The sequence below is a fragment of the uncultured Martelella sp. genome (genome assembly GCF_963677965.2).
Classification (GTDB): domain Bacteria; phylum Pseudomonadota; class Alphaproteobacteria; order Rhizobiales; family Rhizobiaceae; genus Martelella; species Martelella mangrovi.
Map to the genome: position 1 here is coordinate 911,777 of NZ_CAXXFM010000001.1, position 16,301 is coordinate 928,077.

The 16,301-nt window shown below is 57.9% G+C and carries 14 protein-coding genes; 7 read left to right on the plus strand and 7 right to left on the minus strand.

The window, feature by feature from the left end:
- Positions 1-233: 233 nt before the first annotated feature.
- The 6 genes from deoC to ACHZCU_RS04485 all read left to right on the plus strand — a co-directional run bounded on the left by deoC (position 234) and on the right by ACHZCU_RS04485 (position 5,863).
- Positions 234-935 carry a deoxyribose-phosphate aldolase gene (deoC, locus tag ACHZCU_RS04460; RefSeq protein ID WP_319517813.1) on the plus strand — a complete coding sequence of 234 codons (702 nt, stop codon included), beginning with the start codon at positions 234-236 and terminating at the stop codon, positions 933-935.
- 96 nt (positions 936-1,031) lie between these two features.
- Positions 1,032-1,949, plus strand: coding sequence for a ribokinase (locus ACHZCU_RS04465; RefSeq protein ID WP_319517814.1), 918 nt, complete (start codon positions 1,032-1,034; stop codon positions 1,947-1,949).
- A 103-nt stretch (positions 1,950-2,052) separates the two neighbouring features.
- Positions 2,053-2,913 (plus strand): AraC family transcriptional regulator, encoded by an 861-nt coding sequence (locus tag ACHZCU_RS04470; protein WP_319517815.1) that lies wholly within the window; start codon positions 2,053-2,055, stop codon positions 2,911-2,913.
- Positions 2,914-3,291: 378 nt separating this feature from the next.
- Positions 3,292-3,792 carry an RbsD/FucU domain-containing protein gene (locus ACHZCU_RS04475; RefSeq protein ID WP_106302911.1) on the plus strand — a complete coding sequence of 167 codons (501 nt, stop codon included), beginning with the start codon at positions 3,292-3,294 and terminating at the stop codon, positions 3,790-3,792.
- A gap of 5 nt (positions 3,793-3,797) precedes the next feature.
- The gene (locus ACHZCU_RS04480; protein WP_319517816.1) at positions 3,798-4,919 is read left to right on the plus strand and encodes a Gfo/Idh/MocA family oxidoreductase; all 1,122 of its coding nucleotides are present in this window, start codon (positions 3,798-3,800) and stop codon (positions 4,917-4,919) included.
- Positions 4,920-4,960: 41 nt separating this feature from the next.
- On the plus strand, positions 4,961-5,863 hold the full coding sequence (locus ACHZCU_RS04485; protein WP_106302916.1) for a sugar phosphate isomerase/epimerase: 903 nt from the start codon (positions 4,961-4,963) through the stop codon (positions 5,861-5,863).
- Positions 5,864-6,437: 574 nt separating this feature from the next.
- Here ACHZCU_RS04485 and araD read toward each other — a convergent pair.
- Both araD and araD1 read right to left on the minus strand, forming a co-directional pair.
- Complete coding sequence (gene araD / locus ACHZCU_RS04490) at positions 6,438-8,180, minus strand: L-arabinonate dehydratase (RefSeq protein WP_319517817.1); 1,743 nt, start codon at positions 8,178-8,180, stop codon at positions 6,438-6,440.
- Between the two features lie 13 nt (positions 8,181-8,193).
- On the minus strand, positions 8,194-9,198 hold the full coding sequence (gene araD1 / locus ACHZCU_RS04495; protein WP_319519742.1) for an AraD1 family protein: 1,005 nt from the start codon (positions 9,196-9,198) through the stop codon (positions 8,194-8,196).
- A gap of 315 nt (positions 9,199-9,513) precedes the next feature.
- Here araD1 and ACHZCU_RS04500 point away from each other — a divergent pair, with 315 nt between their 5' ends.
- Positions 9,514-10,293 carry a FadR/GntR family transcriptional regulator gene (locus tag ACHZCU_RS04500; protein WP_319517818.1) on the plus strand — a complete coding sequence of 260 codons (780 nt, stop codon included), beginning with the start codon at positions 9,514-9,516 and terminating at the stop codon, positions 10,291-10,293.
- A gap of 3 nt (positions 10,294-10,296) precedes the next feature.
- On the opposite strand, the gene ACHZCU_RS04505 is transcribed toward ACHZCU_RS04500, so the two are convergent.
- From ACHZCU_RS04505 to ACHZCU_RS04525, 5 genes are all read right to left on the minus strand, one after another.
- Positions 10,297-11,127 (minus strand): carbohydrate ABC transporter permease, encoded by an 831-nt coding sequence (locus ACHZCU_RS04505; RefSeq protein WP_319517819.1) that lies wholly within the window; start codon positions 11,125-11,127, stop codon positions 10,297-10,299.
- Entirely contained in the window at positions 11,124-12,002 is an 879-nt protein-coding gene (locus ACHZCU_RS04510) for a sugar ABC transporter permease (protein WP_319519743.1), read from the minus strand. The genes ACHZCU_RS04505 and ACHZCU_RS04510 overlap by 4 nt, the downstream gene beginning before the upstream one ends.
- 68 nt (positions 12,003-12,070) lie before the next feature.
- A complete protein-coding gene (locus ACHZCU_RS04515; protein ID WP_319517820.1) occupies positions 12,071-13,348 on the minus strand; it encodes an extracellular solute-binding protein in 1,278 nt (425 codons plus the stop codon).
- Between the two features lie 73 nt (positions 13,349-13,421).
- On the minus strand, positions 13,422-14,504 hold the full coding sequence (locus tag ACHZCU_RS04520) for an ABC transporter ATP-binding protein (protein ID WP_319517821.1): 1,083 nt from the start codon (positions 14,502-14,504) through the stop codon (positions 13,422-13,424).
- 4 nt (positions 14,505-14,508) lie between these two features.
- The gene (locus ACHZCU_RS04525) at positions 14,509-16,017 is read right to left on the minus strand and encodes an alpha-N-arabinofuranosidase (protein ID WP_319517822.1); all 1,509 of its coding nucleotides are present in this window, start codon (positions 16,015-16,017) and stop codon (positions 14,509-14,511) included.
- Positions 16,018-16,301 lie beyond the last annotated feature (284 nt).

Below are 16,301 nucleotides of genomic sequence, written 5' to 3' on the forward strand. Positions count from 1 at the left end.
ACTTCATTTCGAGACTGAGTTCGGCAGGCCCGGCACATCCGTGTCGGGCCTGCTCTCGTCTTTAGAACAGAAATGGGAAAGGTTTTACTATCTGTAAAACAACAACTTTTCTTGAATCCGAAGAAATCGTCCAAATGAGAGCTTTGTCCATGTTTTTGAGAAAGCATGCCATCCAGCGGCTGAAGGAACATCGTTAAAATTCGGGTCATCGTCACCCTGAGGAGTACAAGAAGATGATCGATTTTAACAACCGGGAGCAGGTCGCAAAGGCGATCCAGTACACCAACGTCAATCCGGATCTGACCCGGGAAGGTCTGTTGGCCCATGTCAGGAAATGCGCCGAATACGGCTTCGACGCCGCCATGGTGGCACCATGCTGGGTTAAGCTTTCCAAGGAAGCGCTGGCTGGAACCGGTGTAAAGGTCGCCTCGACCGTCAACTTCCCGATGGCCAACGACACGCTTGAGATGAAGCTGGCCGTCGTGCGCCTGCTTGCCAAGGAAGGCTGCGACCAGTTCGACTTTCCGCCGAACCCCGGCCTGATGCTGGGTGGCGACGAGGCCGGCTATGCCAGGGAATTGCAGGAAGTGACAAGGGTTGCCCATGAAGAAGGCATGCAGGTCAAGGCCATGCTGGAATTCGGCTACATCACCGACAATGCGATGAAGGCCCGCGTAGCCCAGCTTGCCTATGAAGCCGGGATCGACTGGGTGAAACAGTCGAGCGGCTGGGGCAAGGGTGGCTGCGCCGCTACTGAAGAGGACGTGAAAATCCTCGCGGCCAACATCAAATCGCCTTGCCGCGTCAAGGTTTCGGGCAAGGTCAACACGCGCGAGAAAATGCAGTCGCTGTTTGCGGCCGGTGCCGAACTGGTCGGCACAAGTTCCGGTCCGGCCATCGTCGACGGTATCGCAGGTGATCCGAACGACTACTGATGCCTGCCGGATTGAATGAACAGGCGGGGGCGCGGTCTCAAGATCGTCTGTCCCCCGCCCGTATATTGGTATTGAAAGATTTCGGGAGGAAAGATTATGTCGGTTCTTGTATTGGGAAGCTATGCCAAGGCGCTCGTCATGACCGCCGATAGAATACCGCTGGCGGGAGAAACCCTGCTCGGCCGCGATTTCCGCCAGACATTCGGTGGTAAGGGGTCGGATATGGCGGTCCAGATCGCAAGGCTCGGCTGCCCGGTGGAATTCGCCGGCGTTGTCGGGAATGATGTCTTCGGTAATGAATTCATCGACCTGATGAAGGAAGAGGGAATTGGCATTGCTGCCCTCAGGGTGACGGAAGAAAAACCGACAGGCGCGGGGCTGATCATCAAGGACAATGCCGCACGCAATGTGATTGTCGTTGACATGGGCGCCAACGAACTGTTTTCGCCCGACGATGTCGATCACGCGCTTGAGGTCACGCAAGCCGCCGATATCGCGCTTGCCCAATTGGAAATCCCGCTCGAAACTGCGCTTTACGGCCTGAAGAAGGCGGTTGATGGTGGTGCACGCACCATCCTCAATCCCGCGCCTGCCCAGAATTTGGTCGGCAAGGATCTTTCCATGGTTGACGTCCTGACACCGAACGAGACGGAAGCGCGTGTCGCACTTGGCCTTTCGCCGGACGATCCGACGCCGAACGAGGAGATCGCGCGGCGGCTCATGGAAACCGGATGCAGAGCCGTGGTGATGACGCTCGGGGAAGATGGCGTTTTCGGTGCAACGGCGGAGGGGACATTCACCATTCCCGCCTTCCGGGTTAATCATGTCGACAGCAATGGCGCTGGCGACAGCTTCAACGCCGCACTGTCCGTCGGTCTTTCCGAGGGCAAGACGCTCAAGGACGCTGCCCGGTTTGCCGCAGCCGTTGCCGCGCTTTGCTGCACACGATGGGAAACCGTGCCGTCCTATCACACACGCGACGAGGTGGAGGCATTCCTGAACCAGACCGCGTGACGTCACGCGCATTTGCCTCTGATTTCAGCCCTTTGTTCGCTTCACGCCGGGCGACAACTCTGTGATAAGTCTTTTGAGAGACAAACCGGAGACCGCCCGCGCCATGGCGCCTGCATCTGTGCAACAGACCCGAATTCTTCGCTCCTACTTCCCCGTTCACGAGGGGTGGTTGGGTCTGTTTGCCTATCAGGTGCTGCGCGCTGGGCATATTCGTACGGGTCCCGATCACCGCATCGAGCGACAGGATGTTCCGGGCCACGAATTCCTCTTCTGCATCAAGGGCGAAGGCGTCGTAACCGTTCGCGGGCGGACGCATGTCGTGCGGGCCGGTGAGATGGCGTGGTTGCCGGTGCGCGAGCCGCATGCCCATCGTCCGGTACGGGAAAACCCCTGGGAACTCCTGTGGCTGCGCGTCGACAGCGCCAATCTGTCTCGGCTGATGTTGGTGCTGACGGTGCATGACGATCCGGTGTTTCACTTTGCCGAACCGGTGGTCGTCGAAACATTGTTGCTCGAATTGCTCGACCGTCTCGACAGATCGTCACTTGCCATTCAGGCGGCCTGCGACCGGCATGTTTCCGCGCTTGTCGAAGCGCTGGTGGAAGCCCGCGAGAACCGCCTTCTGGAGCCTGAAGCGGCCACCCACAAGGGGCTTGGCGACCTGATGGCGCAGATCCACGCGCACTACAACGAGCACTGGGATATCGACAAGCTCGCCGCCGCCTGCCGGGTCAGCAAAGCGCAGCTTTTTCGCCTCTTCCAGACGGCTTTCGGAAAGACGCCACTCGCATGGTTGCGCGACTATCGCATGGCGCAGGCCAAGCGCCTCCTGGTCGAAACCGCCGATCCGGTGTCTACCATCGCGATGGCTGTCGGCTATTCCGATCCTCTCTATTTCTCACGCGAATTCAAGAAGCATGCCGGCCTTTCGCCGCGTGCCTTCAGGGTCAGCGAAAGCTGGTAAGGCTTTGCTTTTTCCTGACGAAGCCGATGAGATTTTTGTCCATGTTTTTGAGAGACGGTGCCATCGGCAGCAAGCGGCCATCCTGCTAGTTTCCTGCACACGGTCATGGTTAGGGATGGAGGTCCCGCACCCATGGCCCGGAACAAAAGATTTCGGGAGGAAGCCATGTCTTTTGCCGCGTGCCGCAACGTTGCTGCTTTGCCGCCACACCACCAAAATGGGGACGGCGCGCGCATCAATGCGATTTCTGACGGTTTCTTTTCCTTAAACAATCTCAGGTCGAAGAACGGGCTGTCCTCACAGGCATGCCGCCTTCCTGCCTGAGCCTTGAGACGCAGCCAAGCTGATCCATCCATCGCACACCATAAGGAGGAGAAAATGATCCCCAACCGAATTCTGCATCCGGGCCTCGCGCAGTCCATGGCAACCATCGGCCACGGCGACATCGTGCTGGTGACCGATGCCGGCTTTCCTATCCCGAAGGACGCCAACCGCGTCGACCTCGGTTTTTACGAGGGGCTTCCGGATGTGATCGATATTCTGAAGGTGCTGCGCAAGGAGATGTTTGTCGAAGCCGTTCATTTCGACAAGGCTGTGCGTGATCGCCACCCCGATCTCTACAAGACGTTTCAGGAAATTTATACCGGTGCCGGGGCGCCCTTCATGGAAACGTCGCATGAGGAACTGGTCGAGGTCGTTGCACCCAAGGCCAAGGTTATCATCCGCTCAGGCTCGTTCAACGCATGGGCCAATGTCGCGCTGGTGGCCGCCACCGATCCCTTCGCCTGGTTCAACGAACCGGACATCGACATCCTGCCTGCTTACGTCGAGCGCCGCCGCATGATGCGCGAAAATGTCGTTCCTGAACTGAAGGACTGAGTGCCATGACACAGAGATCCATCCTGCCCTTCGATCTCGGCATCGAGCCTGAACTTCCCACTCGCAAGGATTTCCGCATTGGCTGCATCGGTGCGGGCTTCATCATGCGGGACTGCCATCTTGTCTCTTATGCAGAGGCCGGGTTCACGCCGTACACGATCACCTCGCTTGAGAGAAAGAACAGCGAGGCGGTCGCAGAACTTCGCGGCATCCCGAATGTCCATGACAGCTGGCAGGATGTGGTGCGCGATCCGGCGGTCGAGATCCTTGATATCGCCGTGCCACCGGACCAGCAACTGGCGATCATCCGCGAGGCGGTGAAAGAGAAGAGCCATATCAAGGGCATTCTCTGCCAGAAGCCGATTGCGATGAACCTTGCCGAGGCCCGAGAAATCGTTCGACTTTGCGAGGAAGCCGGTATTCCGCTCGGCGTCAATTCCAATATGCGCTACGACCCGTCGATCCGCGCGCTGAAGACGCTGCTAGACAGAAGGCTTCTCGGCGAGCGGGTGCTGGCGACGATCGAGATGCGGGCAATTCCGGACTGGCAGGGTTTCCTGCAGAAATACGATCGCATCGAGATCCTCAATATGGGGATTCATCACATCGACAGCTTCCGTTATCTCTTCGGCGATCCGGAAAAGATCACGACTGTCGTCCGCCAGGACCCGCGTACGACTTTTCCGCACCGTGACGGGATCTCGCAATATACCTTCAAATATGATGACGACTTCATGGCGACGAGCCTCGATGACGTCTGGGTCGGTCCCGGCGGTGACTGCGAGGATGATCCCTATATCAAGTGGCGCGTTGTCGGCACGGAAGGGCTCGCCGAAGGTACGATCAGCTGGTTCCGGTATCCGATCCTCGTTCCCTCGACGCTCAGGTTCACGACGGCGCAGATGCCCAAGGGATGGATAAGCCCGACACTTGGCCGCGTTTGGTTCCCCGATGCCTTTGCCGGAACCATGGCCCAGCTTCTGCGCGCCGTCGAGACCGGTGGCGAGCCGGAGATTTCGGGCCGCGACAATCTCAAGACACTGGCCTGCGTGGAAGCCTGCTACCGTTCGATCGAGGAGGAGCGAACGGTGCCTCTTGCCGAAATCGAAGCGGAATTTCTGGCCTGAGGGCCAGACATGAATTCAATCAGAAAAGGGAGTGAAACATCATGATTCCTGTCGGTATCTTCTCCGGGTATTTCCCCTATGACCTCAATACGGTGATCGCCAAGATCAAGGAACATGGCTTCTCGACGGCGCAACTCGATCTGTCATTCAAGGACATGGATTTTTCCGCCGGCAATATCACAAAGGAAAAGTGCCACACCGTGCGCAATGCCTTTCGTGACGCAAACCTGCCGATCTGCGCTATTTCGGGCTATACCAACATCATCCATCCGGACAGGGATGAGCGGGCGCGGCGCGTCGGCTATCTGAAGGAAATCATCCGCCACGCCCGCGATTGCGGCACGCCCTACGTGATTTCCGAAACCGGCACCTACAATGTCGAAAGCGACTGGGTGCACGACCCGCGCAACAAGACCGAGGAAGGTTACGAGGAAGCGCTGAAGGTCATCGCCGAACTGGCGCAGGAAGCCTATGACCACGGCGCGGTCTTCCTGGTCGAAAACTACGTCAACAATGTCATCGGCTCGGTGGACGAGGTGCTGCGGCTCTTTGCCGATCTGCGCCATCCCGGCCTCGGCATGCTGATGGATCCGACCAACTATTTCGACGAGACCACGATCAACGATGTCGACGGCACGATCAACAAGATGTTCAACGCGCTTGGCGACAGGATCAAGATCGCTCATGCCAAGGACTGCAAGGTGGCCGAGGACCAGAGCGAAAAGCATGTCGCCATCGACGGACCGGAAGCCAACACCTTCCGTGGCGCTGGGGCTGTGGAACTCCCGGCCGCCGGCCTCGGTATCCTGAACTACGAGCTCTATGTCGACCGTTTGCGGGAATTGAACCCAAACATCCCGCTGATCATCGAGCACCTTGACGAAGACGACGTGCCGCGCGCCAAGAAATATGTCGACGATACGCTTCGTAAAGTGGGGGCCTGACACATTACAAATGCGGGCGTGGAGATCTCTCCACGCCCGCTTTATGCCAATAGCGTCTACGGTCAGGTGAATGCAATCGCAACACCGTCACCCGTCGGAACGGCCGGGTAAAAGAATTGCAAGGTTGCGATCGAACGGCGCTGGAGGCAGGCGATGCCACTACCGTGATGTCACGCACCGGTGGCGGGTATGACAAGGCTGAGTGAAGGTGTAAAAGTGTCGAGACCTGCGAGACATCTTTCTTGCCGTGAGCCGATTCCAAGTATGAACACCAGAATTATGCCGATCCGAGAAACTCTTCCCTGGCTGGATTGCCAATATGATCATCGATAATATGCGTTCGGATGATATCATCCCATGCCTGCGATCACCCACGTTCTTTGCAGACGTGGATAGTCTCCCCTGATTTTAATAGTATCAGGCTCGAACTTTGGAGATGCATACATCATCGCCCCCGACAAAGCCCTTGCCTTTCGAAAGAACGACCGCTTAAGTGAGCAGCCGGAGCGGTACGAAAGCGTAATGGATCCAGCCAAACGCGTTGCCGGGCAGAACCGAGATGCCGGTTATGCGCTCAATGACTGTCGCGCGGAACGGCCTTGCCGCGACAGCCGACAAGAAAGTCGAAATCGGCTCCGGTATCGGCGCCGCCGACATGGGTATGGAACAGGCGCTGATAGCCGCCGGCAGGCGCTTCGACGGTCGGATGCCAGGCGGTGAGGCGGTGCGTCAACTCATCTTCCGCGATATCGAGGTGCAGCCGCCGCTGCGCAACATCAATCTCGATCATATCACCGTCACGGACAATGGCGAGCGGCCCGCCAACGGCTGCTTCCGGCGCGGCATGCAGAACGACAGTGCCATAGGCTGTGCCGGACATGCGGGCATCAGAGATACGCACCATGTCCTTGATGCCTTTGCGGAGCACCTTTGGCGGAAGTCCCATATTTCCGACCTCGGCCATGCCGGGATAGCCCTTCGGCCCACAATTCTTCAGGACCATGATGCAGGTTTCATCGATATCGAGAGACTCGTCGCCAATCTTCGCCTTGTAGTCGTCGATATCCTCGAATACGACCGCGCGACCGCGATGCTGCATCAGGTGTGGACTGGCCGCGGACGGCTTGATCACCGCACCGCCAGGCGCCAGATTGCCCCGCAAGACTGCAATTCCCCCATGTGACGTCAGCGCCTTTTCGACGGGGCGGATGACATCCTCGTTCAGGTTTTCAACCTCCGACAACTCGCTGGCAATAGGCCGGCCGGAAACCGTCAGCGTATCGCCATTGAACTTGCCGCCATCGAGCAACATCTTGAGCACCACGGGCAGACCGCCGGCATAGAAAAACTCCTCCATCAGATACCGGCCCGACGGCATCAGATTGACGATAGTCGGAATTTCACGCCCCAGCCGATCCCAGTCATCCAGCGTCAGTTCGGCGCCCACACGACCGGCCAGCGCCAAAAGATGAATGACCGCGTTCGTCGATCCGCCGATCGCGCCATTGACACGGATGGCATTTTCAAACGCCTGACGCGTCAATACGTCGGAAGGCTTCAGATCGTCCTTGACCATATCGACAATGCGCCTGCCGCTCAGATGCGCCATGACCCGCCGGCGACTGTCAACGGCAGGAATTGCGGCATTGCCGGACAGCGCCATACCCAGCGCTTCGGCCATGGACGCCATCGTCGAGGCGGTTCCCATCGTGTTGCAGGAGCCGGGCGAGCGGCTCATTGCCTGTTCGGCCTCAAGAAAATCGGCACGGCTCATCTTGCCCGCCTTGATATCTTCCGACATCTGCCACAACGCCGTGCCGGAGCCGACCCGCTCACCGCGAAACCAGCCGTTCAGCATCGGTCCGCCGGAAACGAGTATCGCAGGGATATCGACGCTCGCAGCCCCCATCAGCAGGGCCGGTGTCGTCTTGTCACAGCCGGCCAGCAATACCACGCCGTCCAGCGGATTTGCCCTCAACGCCTCCTCGACATCCATTGCCGCAAGGTTGCGGTAGAGCATCGCCGTCGGACGCAATGAGGATTCGCCGGTGGAAAAAACCGGAAACTCGACAGGCAGACCGCCAGCTTCGTAAATGCCGTGTTTGACCCGTTGGGCCAGATCGCGCAAATGGGCGTTGCAAGGCGTCAGTTCCGACCATGTGTTGCAGATGCCGATAACCGGCCGGCCGTCGAAAAGGTCGGCGGGCAGCCCCTGATTCTTCATCCAGGAGCGATGATAGATATTGTCGCGGCTGTCGCCGACATACCATGCATGCGAGCGCAGCGCGCGCGGCCAGGGGGCCTTCTTGAAGCTCATTTCATACCTTCGTTCACAAGGATTCGACCGTTACGGTCCTGTCGCGCTCAGGCTTGGAAGAAAGCCTCAACGCGTTTTTAAGCGGTAATCCGAAAGGCGGCGCGTCGATTTCAAAAACGTCGCCAGGCGCGGTTCGCACATTGTCGGCAAAAGAAAGCGTCGCCGTGCCGAACATATGCACATGCACGTCGCCCGGCTGACGGAATACCGAATATTTGAAATGATGATGTTCAAGATTGCCAATTGTATGGGACATGTTCGCCTCCCCCGACAGGAAAGGCTTTTCGAATATCGTTTCGCCGCCACGCCGGATTCGCGAGACGCCGCGAATATCCTCGGGCAATGCCCCTACCAGTATTTCCGGGCCGAAAGCAGCCGGCCTGAGTTTCGAATGGGCGAGATAAAGATAGTTCACTCTCTCCATAACATGGTCGGAGAATTCATTCGACAGCGCAAAGCCAACGCGAAAAACGGCGCCGTTGTCGGCAATGACATAAATGCCGGCGATCTCCGGTTCCTCGCCGCCATCCTCGGCAAAAGCCGGCATGTCAAGCGGCGCGCCCGGCGCGGCGACCATATTGCCATTGCCCTTGTAAAACCATTCCGGCTGCACACCCGGCGCCTCTCCGGCAGGCTTGCCGCCCTCGATTCCCATGCGGAACATACGCATGGAATCGGTCAGCATGGCGTCATCGTCATGCGTCTCCGATTTGTGCATCGAATCACGCGTGGCAGCGGATCCGAGATGGGTGAGCCCGGTTCCCGTCAAATGCAGATGCGCCGGATCGTCATGATGGATCGGCGAAAGAACACGTCCTTCGGCATAGGCCGTTTCAAGATCGACTGCCGCCCCCGGACCGGCCCTTCCGATACGCCCGGCTATCGTCTCGCCAAGCCGCGTGCATTCCATCGCCAGCGAATAAACATCCGTCACGCCGGGCACTTCATGCGCCTGCCCGTCCCGGTGCGCGACGACCCTTGTTTCGCCTTCCGGCGTTACGATCTGTGAGAGTAAAATTACCAAGCCTGTTGCCTCCTTCCCGACGCGCCGAACAAGCGCTCCCAGGTCGCCTCCCCACGTCACGACCCGTTGCGGAAACACCTGTCTTTCTTTCCGGTTGCCGAAAGCAAAGGATATCCATCACCTGCAGCGTCAACCGCTTTTTATTTGTCTGACAAATAAAGCAATCTGTGTGTTAAACTGAGCTATGTTAAACTGTCAAGTCTGGAAGGACGGATTGGCCCCGGCAGCAGGAATATAATATAGAGCCGCTATCGACCGCGGTCAGACGACAAAGTGCGAGGCCGGACAGCCTTGTGAGAGGAACATCAGATGAAACCGAAATCGAAGGAGCGGGAGACCGTGCCCTCACCGGACGTGGACAGCGCCATCGAGTTCAACCTGTCACATGCCGACCGTCCGTCCTTTCCCCGTCTGCACAAGGATATTGCCCGCGCGCTTGGCATCGCGATCATCAATGGACAATACGCACCGGGAGACATCCTGCCCGGAGAAATGGTCGCCAGCAACGACTACGGGGTCTCTCGCCCGGCCTATCGGGAAGCGATACGCACGCTGGCCAGCAAGGGCATTGTGGAAAGCCGTCCCAAGATCGGCACGCGCGTTAAGCCGCGTAAATACTGGAACCTTCTGGACCCCGATATCGTGGAGTGGAATTTTTCCGGCGGGCGACCTGACGAGGTGTTCGTGAAAAGCCTTTTTGAATTACGGATGATCGTGGAGCCGTCCGCGGCCGCACTTGCGGCCCAGCGGCACACACCCGAGCAACTGAGCAGACTGAAGGCGGCGTTGAGCGAAATGAAGCGCTATACGCTTGCAAACGAAAAAGGCCGGCAGGCCGATCGGATATTTCACCATACCATTCTCGAAGCCAGCGGAAATGCGCTGCTGCAGACCCTGTCAACCGGCATCGGCGCGGCGGTGTTATGGACGACAATCATGAAATACAGAACGTCCAGCCTGCCGCGCGACCCGGTCGAGGACCATCGCGCTGTCTACGAAGCTGTTGCCGCCGGCGACGGAGCAACAGCGCGCAAAACCATGGAGGCTCTTGTGGGCATGGCTCTGGACGACACCGGAATCATCCGGTGATCCTTATCCTTTCACGCCCGATGAGATCATCACAGCTTCCGTTACGCGCTTTTGAAAAATCAGATAGGCGACCATGACCGGCATGGCGGCCAGTAGTGCGACCGACATCAGCCGCGCATAATAGACGCCGAAGGCATCATTCACCTGTGTGATCCCCACCGGTATGGTCATCATGTTTTCCGTGGTCACGACCAGGAAAGGCCAGAAGAACTGGTTCCAGGCCATGATGAAGGTAATGATCGCCAGGGCCGTGGTTATACCCCAGTTAAGCGGCAGATAGACCTTGAAAAGCAACGTATAATCGCCGCCGCCATCGAGCACCACGGCTTCCTTCATTTCCTTGGGCACTGCATCGAAGAACTGCTTGTAGACGATAATGACCACCGGCACGATCAGTTGCGGCAGGATGATACCCGCCCATGTGTTGATCAGCCCAAGCTGGTTCATCAGAATAAACTGCGTCACCACAAGCGCCTGCGTGGGCACCATGAAACTGGCCAGCACGACGCCATAGAGCAGACGCCTTCCCGGAAACCGCATCTGCGATATCGCATAGGCGCACATCATGCCCGAAATGATGACGATGACGGTAATCAGCACCGATGTCACGATGGAATTGATATACCAGTTGACCAGTTGTGTGTCGAACAGCACCTCGATGTAACTGCTGAGATTGAACTCGTCGGGAATGATGCCGGCTTCGTCACTGACCACCCGATTCTCGCTGCGGATGGAGGTGACGAAAGCCCAGTAAAGCGGAAACACCCAGATCGCAGCACCGATGATGGTGATGACGGTCAAGAGCCAGTTCTCGATACGGCGTGTGCTGCTCATCGTGTTCCCCTTGCGCGCAGTAACTGGAACTGCAGGACGGAGACCGCCATGATGATGACGAACAATACCAGCGCGATCGACGCGGCATAGCCCCCATGGTTCAACTGAAAGGCTTCGCGGTAGACCATCAGCAGCAGGACGTATGAGGAATTGAACGGCCCGCCGCGGCTCATCAGGTAAATCTGGTCAAAAATCTTGAGCTGCAGAATGAGTTGCAGGGTCAACACCAGCGCCGTCACCGGCCAGAGCAGCGGCCAGGTGACTCGCCGGAACTGTTGACGCCTTTTCGCGCCGTCAAGCGCTGCCGCCTCATAAAGCTCGCCGGGGATATTCCTCAGTCCGGCAATAAACAGCAACACGTTGAAACCATTCGTCCACCAGATCGTGACAACCGCCACCATGGGCATGACCCAGTAAGGATTCTTGAAGACCGGAACCGGTTTGCCGGTAAAGAATGCAAACACAGGCTGCAATACGCCAAACTGGAAATCGAGCATCCAGGTCCAGATCATCGTGACGACCGAGACCGGAAGGATGTAGGGCAGGAAGAAAAGCGCCAGGATCGCCGCCTGCATCCGGCCTGAAAGCCGGTTGATAGCCAAGGCGATGATCAGCGCGAGCGCCGTTGTCGGCACGACAGTCAACAGGATGAAATACCCGTTATTTTTAAGAGATGTATAAAAAAGTCTGTCGGTCAGCAGGCGTTTATAGTTTGCAAGACCGACCCACTCGCCTTCACCGATCAACGGGCCATTCGTGAAACTCATTTCCACGACCCGGATGGTCGGCCAAAGAAAGACCAGGCAGAAGGTCACTACGAAGGGCGCAATAAGCGATAGCGCGACCAGGTAGTGCTTGCGGCGGTTGTGAAGCATTGCCACTGGCGGAAATCCCCGGATATGCCGCCGCGCTCAAGGGCGCGGCGGCAAATATAAGTTGATGGTTACTGCATCGCCGCCTGCAGCTCGCTCTGGATCTGCTCGGCGGCCCGCATTGGATCCAGATAGCCGTGAATTGCCGGGGAGATGATATTGATCGCAGCATCATAGACCGGCGAAGCGACGCCAGCGATGACCGAGCGCGGATCGTAGGCAGCCGTATCGGCAAGCGACGAATAAGTCGCATTGGGCTCCATTTCAGCGAACTCCGCGCTTTCTGCAACCGGCTTGTAGGCCGGGATGTGACCGGCATCGGCCCAGGCGATGGAGTTCTTTTCCATCCAGCCGATCACCTCCATCACCGCGTCGCGCTTTTCCCTGGACATCTCGTTGTCGCCCTGGGAAGGAATGGCAAAGCTGTGACTGTCGGCCCAGGTCGCTTCCTCGCCCATCAGGACCGGAATCTGCACGGCGCCCCATTCGAAGCCAAGCGTATCGTCTGCCTCCATGTCGACCATGGTCGGCACTTCCCAGACGCCATTCATCTGGAAGGCGGCCTTGCCGGAGGTGAAGAGTGCGACCGAGGCTTCGTATTCGGCCTGCTCCGGTTGCCAGCCATTGTCACGCCAGCGTGTCATGATCTCTATGGCGTTGGCAGCCTTTTCGAGGTTATCGCCCGGAAGCACCTCGCCATCCACGATCAGGTCGCCGCCCTGCTGCTTGAGCAGCGTGAAGAACACGCGGTAGACGCCGCCATCGTCGCCGGTTGCATATGAAAGGGGCGGTATCGAGCCGTTTTCCTTGGCCACTGCAAGCGCCTGCTCGAAATCGTCAAGGTTGTCGATCCCCGTCAGATTGCCGTCGGTATCGAGAAACTCGGTGCCTTCGAGATAGCTCTTGTTATAGTAGAGAATGATCGAATGGATATCGAAAGGAACCGCATAAAGCTGTCCGTCCGGCCCTGAAGCCGCCTCGATTGCGGCCGGAAAGAAATCCTCTTTCGACAGACCGGCGGCCGTCAGATCCTCATCCGTTATCGGCGAGAAAACGTCTTCCTCAAGGCCCAGCGGCAAGCGTGACAAATGATAGCTCATCAGGTCCGGCCCCTGGCCGACGGCAACCGAGGTCCGGACCTTGGTATAAAACGGTACGCCCCATTCAAGCGTTGTCGCCTCAATGTTGATTTCCGGATGTTCCTCGTTGAAGCGGTCGATAAGTGCCTTCATGCGCACGCCGTCACCACCGGAAAAGAAGTCCCACAGAACGACATCCTGCTGTGCCATTGCGGGAAATGCCAGAAAGCCCGCGGCGGATGCCGCCAGAATTGTCTTCAGAAGTCTCATCAGTATCCTCCCTTTTTGATCTCCTGCGCCGGTAAAGACCGCCGCCTCCATGGTAATCGACAGGTCATCGGACCTATCGCAGTCTTTGCCCCTCCGTACTGAAGATCAGCACATTTCGCGGATTGACAGTCAGGCCGACCTTGGTTCCGTCCAGGCGATCGCGCGCACAGTCGCGACGCTCGACGACAATCTCGCTCCCATCCGATGTTCGGGTGTGCAGATAAGAGACGCCTCCCAGGTCCTCTCCCATCTCCACCGTCACTTCGAGGCCGTTATCCGAAATGTTCAGGCTTTCCGGGCGTATGCCCACCACCACTTCGGTATCTTCGCCAATCCCGGCGTCACGCATATGCGCGTCGATCGTCTGGCCGCCGGCATTGTCAATGGCAACGGTAACCTTTTCGCCCTCGCGCTTCTTGACGTGGGCGTTCATGAAATTCATCGCCGGCGAGCCGATAAACCGACCAACGAAACGATTGTCGGGGTCGTCATAAAGGTCGATCGGGTTGCCCTGTTGCTGGACGATACCGTCGCGCAATACGAAAATCTTGCTCGCCAGTGTCATCGCCTCGACCTGATCATGCGTCACATAAATCATCGTCGCACCGATCTGGCGATGCAGGCGCGCCAGTTCGAGACGCATCTGGACGCGCAACTCGGCGTCGAGATTGGAAAGCGGCTCATCGAAGAGGAAGACCTTCGGCTTGCGCACGATGGCGCGACCGATGGCCACGCGCTGGCGCTGCCCCCCGGAAAGTTGCGCCGGTTTCTTGTGCAGATGATCGTCCAGTTGAAGAATACGGGCGGCCTCCCCGACCGCCTCCTGTATCTTCTGCTTCGAAGCGTGTGCCAGACGGAGGCTGAAGGCCATGTTCTCAAACACGCTGAGATGCGGATAAAGCGCATAGGACTGAAACACCATGGCCACGCCGCGATCGGCGGGTTCGACACGCGTAACATCCCGCCCCTCGATCTCGATCGTTCCGCTGGTGGTTTCCTCCAGGCCGGCGATCATCCGCAACAGGGTCGACTTGCCGCACCCCGAAGGCCCGACGAACACGCCGAACTCTCCCTGTTTGACGGTCAACGAGATACCCTTGATTACCTCAATCGCACCGAACGATTTGCGAACATTGTGAATCGCAACTCCGGCCATGGCACTACACCGCCAGTCGTACAACGTGATAGGAAAGCGGAGCGAGGGAGCCCTTCAACGATCCGTCCTCGACCCCGAGCCCCACGCCATCGACGGGCGCAACAAAATCCTGGCGCTCCGGCCCGTTGGTCGCTGCGAGATCGTGCCCCTCCATCACCTTGTGGAATTCCAGTCGCGCGCCGGCAAACCCGTGCAGGGAGACATTCAGCTCCGCCGCCTCTTCCAAATGCCGATTGACGATGAAGAGCGTGACCGTGCCACTGCGGGCATCATGCACACCGGCAATATCCAGATAATTGACATCGTGAGCAACCGAACAATCATAGGTCGGTCCATCGACGGCGATGCGCAACGCGTCTCCGCGCCCGTAAAGAGAGGCGAACTGATACGGCCAGTAGATGGTCTGGCGCCATGCCGGTCCACCTTTTTCCGCGCGGATGGGCGCGATGACGTTCACCAGTTGCGCGATGCAGGCAATCTTGACGCGGTCGCTGCGGCGGATGAACTCGTTGAGCAATCCGGCGATAAACAGCGCGTCCTCGAAATTGTAATCCTCCTCCAGGAGGTCCGGCGCCTCCGGCCAATCCCAGTTTTTCCAGCGCTGCGTATCCTGATCGCGGATATGATACCAGACGTTCCATTCATCGAAGCAGATATAGACATCGTTGCTGGCGCGCTTCTTGGCCTTTACAAAATCAATGACGCCGGCAATGGCCTGGATATAACGGCCGGTTTCATCGATCTTGCCGAAGTAATTCAGCGTGTTCTTGCTCGAATTGCCGAAATATTTGTGCAGCGAGATGTAATGTACATTCTCATAGCATTCCTCCAGCACCTGCCGCTCCCAGTCGGGATAGGTCGGCATCTGGTCATTCGAGCTGCCGCACACGATAAATTCCGCATCCGGCGTCAAGCCGTGCAAAGCCTTGGCGGTCTCGTCAGCCAGCCGTCCGTATTCCTTGGCTTCCTTGTGACCGACCTGCCAGGGGCCGTCCATCTCGTTTCCGAGACACCACATCTTTACATCGTAGGGATTTTCAACACCATGGCTGCGGCGCAAATCCGACCAGTAGGTCCCGGAAGGATAATTGACATATTCGGCAAAATCGCGCGCTTCGTCGAGGCTGCGCGAGCCGAGATTAACAGCCAGCATCATGTCCATGCCGGCATCCTTCGCCCAACCGCCGAATTCGTTGATACCGACCTGATTGGTCTCTTTCGACCGCCATGCGAGATCGAGCCGTGTCGGCCGGTTCTCCTTCGGACCGATGCCGTCTTCCCAGCGATAGGCGGAAACGAAATTACCGCCGGGATAACGAATGGCGGGGATATTCAGATCCTTGACCATCTGTAACACATCGCGCCGGAAACCACGTTCGTCAGCCTGAGGATGTCCCGGCTCGTAGATACCGGAATAGATTGCCCGACCCATGTGTTCGATAAAAGCCGAATAAAGACGGTCGTCTATTCGGGCAATCGTGAAGTCACGATGCACCGCAGCGCTTATTTTCATGCTGTTATCCTCTCCCATTTGTCTGACAAATACATTAAAGAAAATATGCTGTCAACGCGGCGCGACCCGGCTGCAATCTGCGCCCACCGCGCCCCATCCGCCCGTGCGAAAGGTGCAGATCGCCGCTTTCACAGCCTCGTCCGGCATAATTGATGTTTAGTCAGGGCAGATATGCCAACCGTTACCGCCTCTCGACGGCGGCCTGACGATCGTCAGCATCGAGACCCCTTGCTCGGTCCAGAAGCGGGCTGCGACTGTCGCATGGGAAGATGCCGAGGATGTCA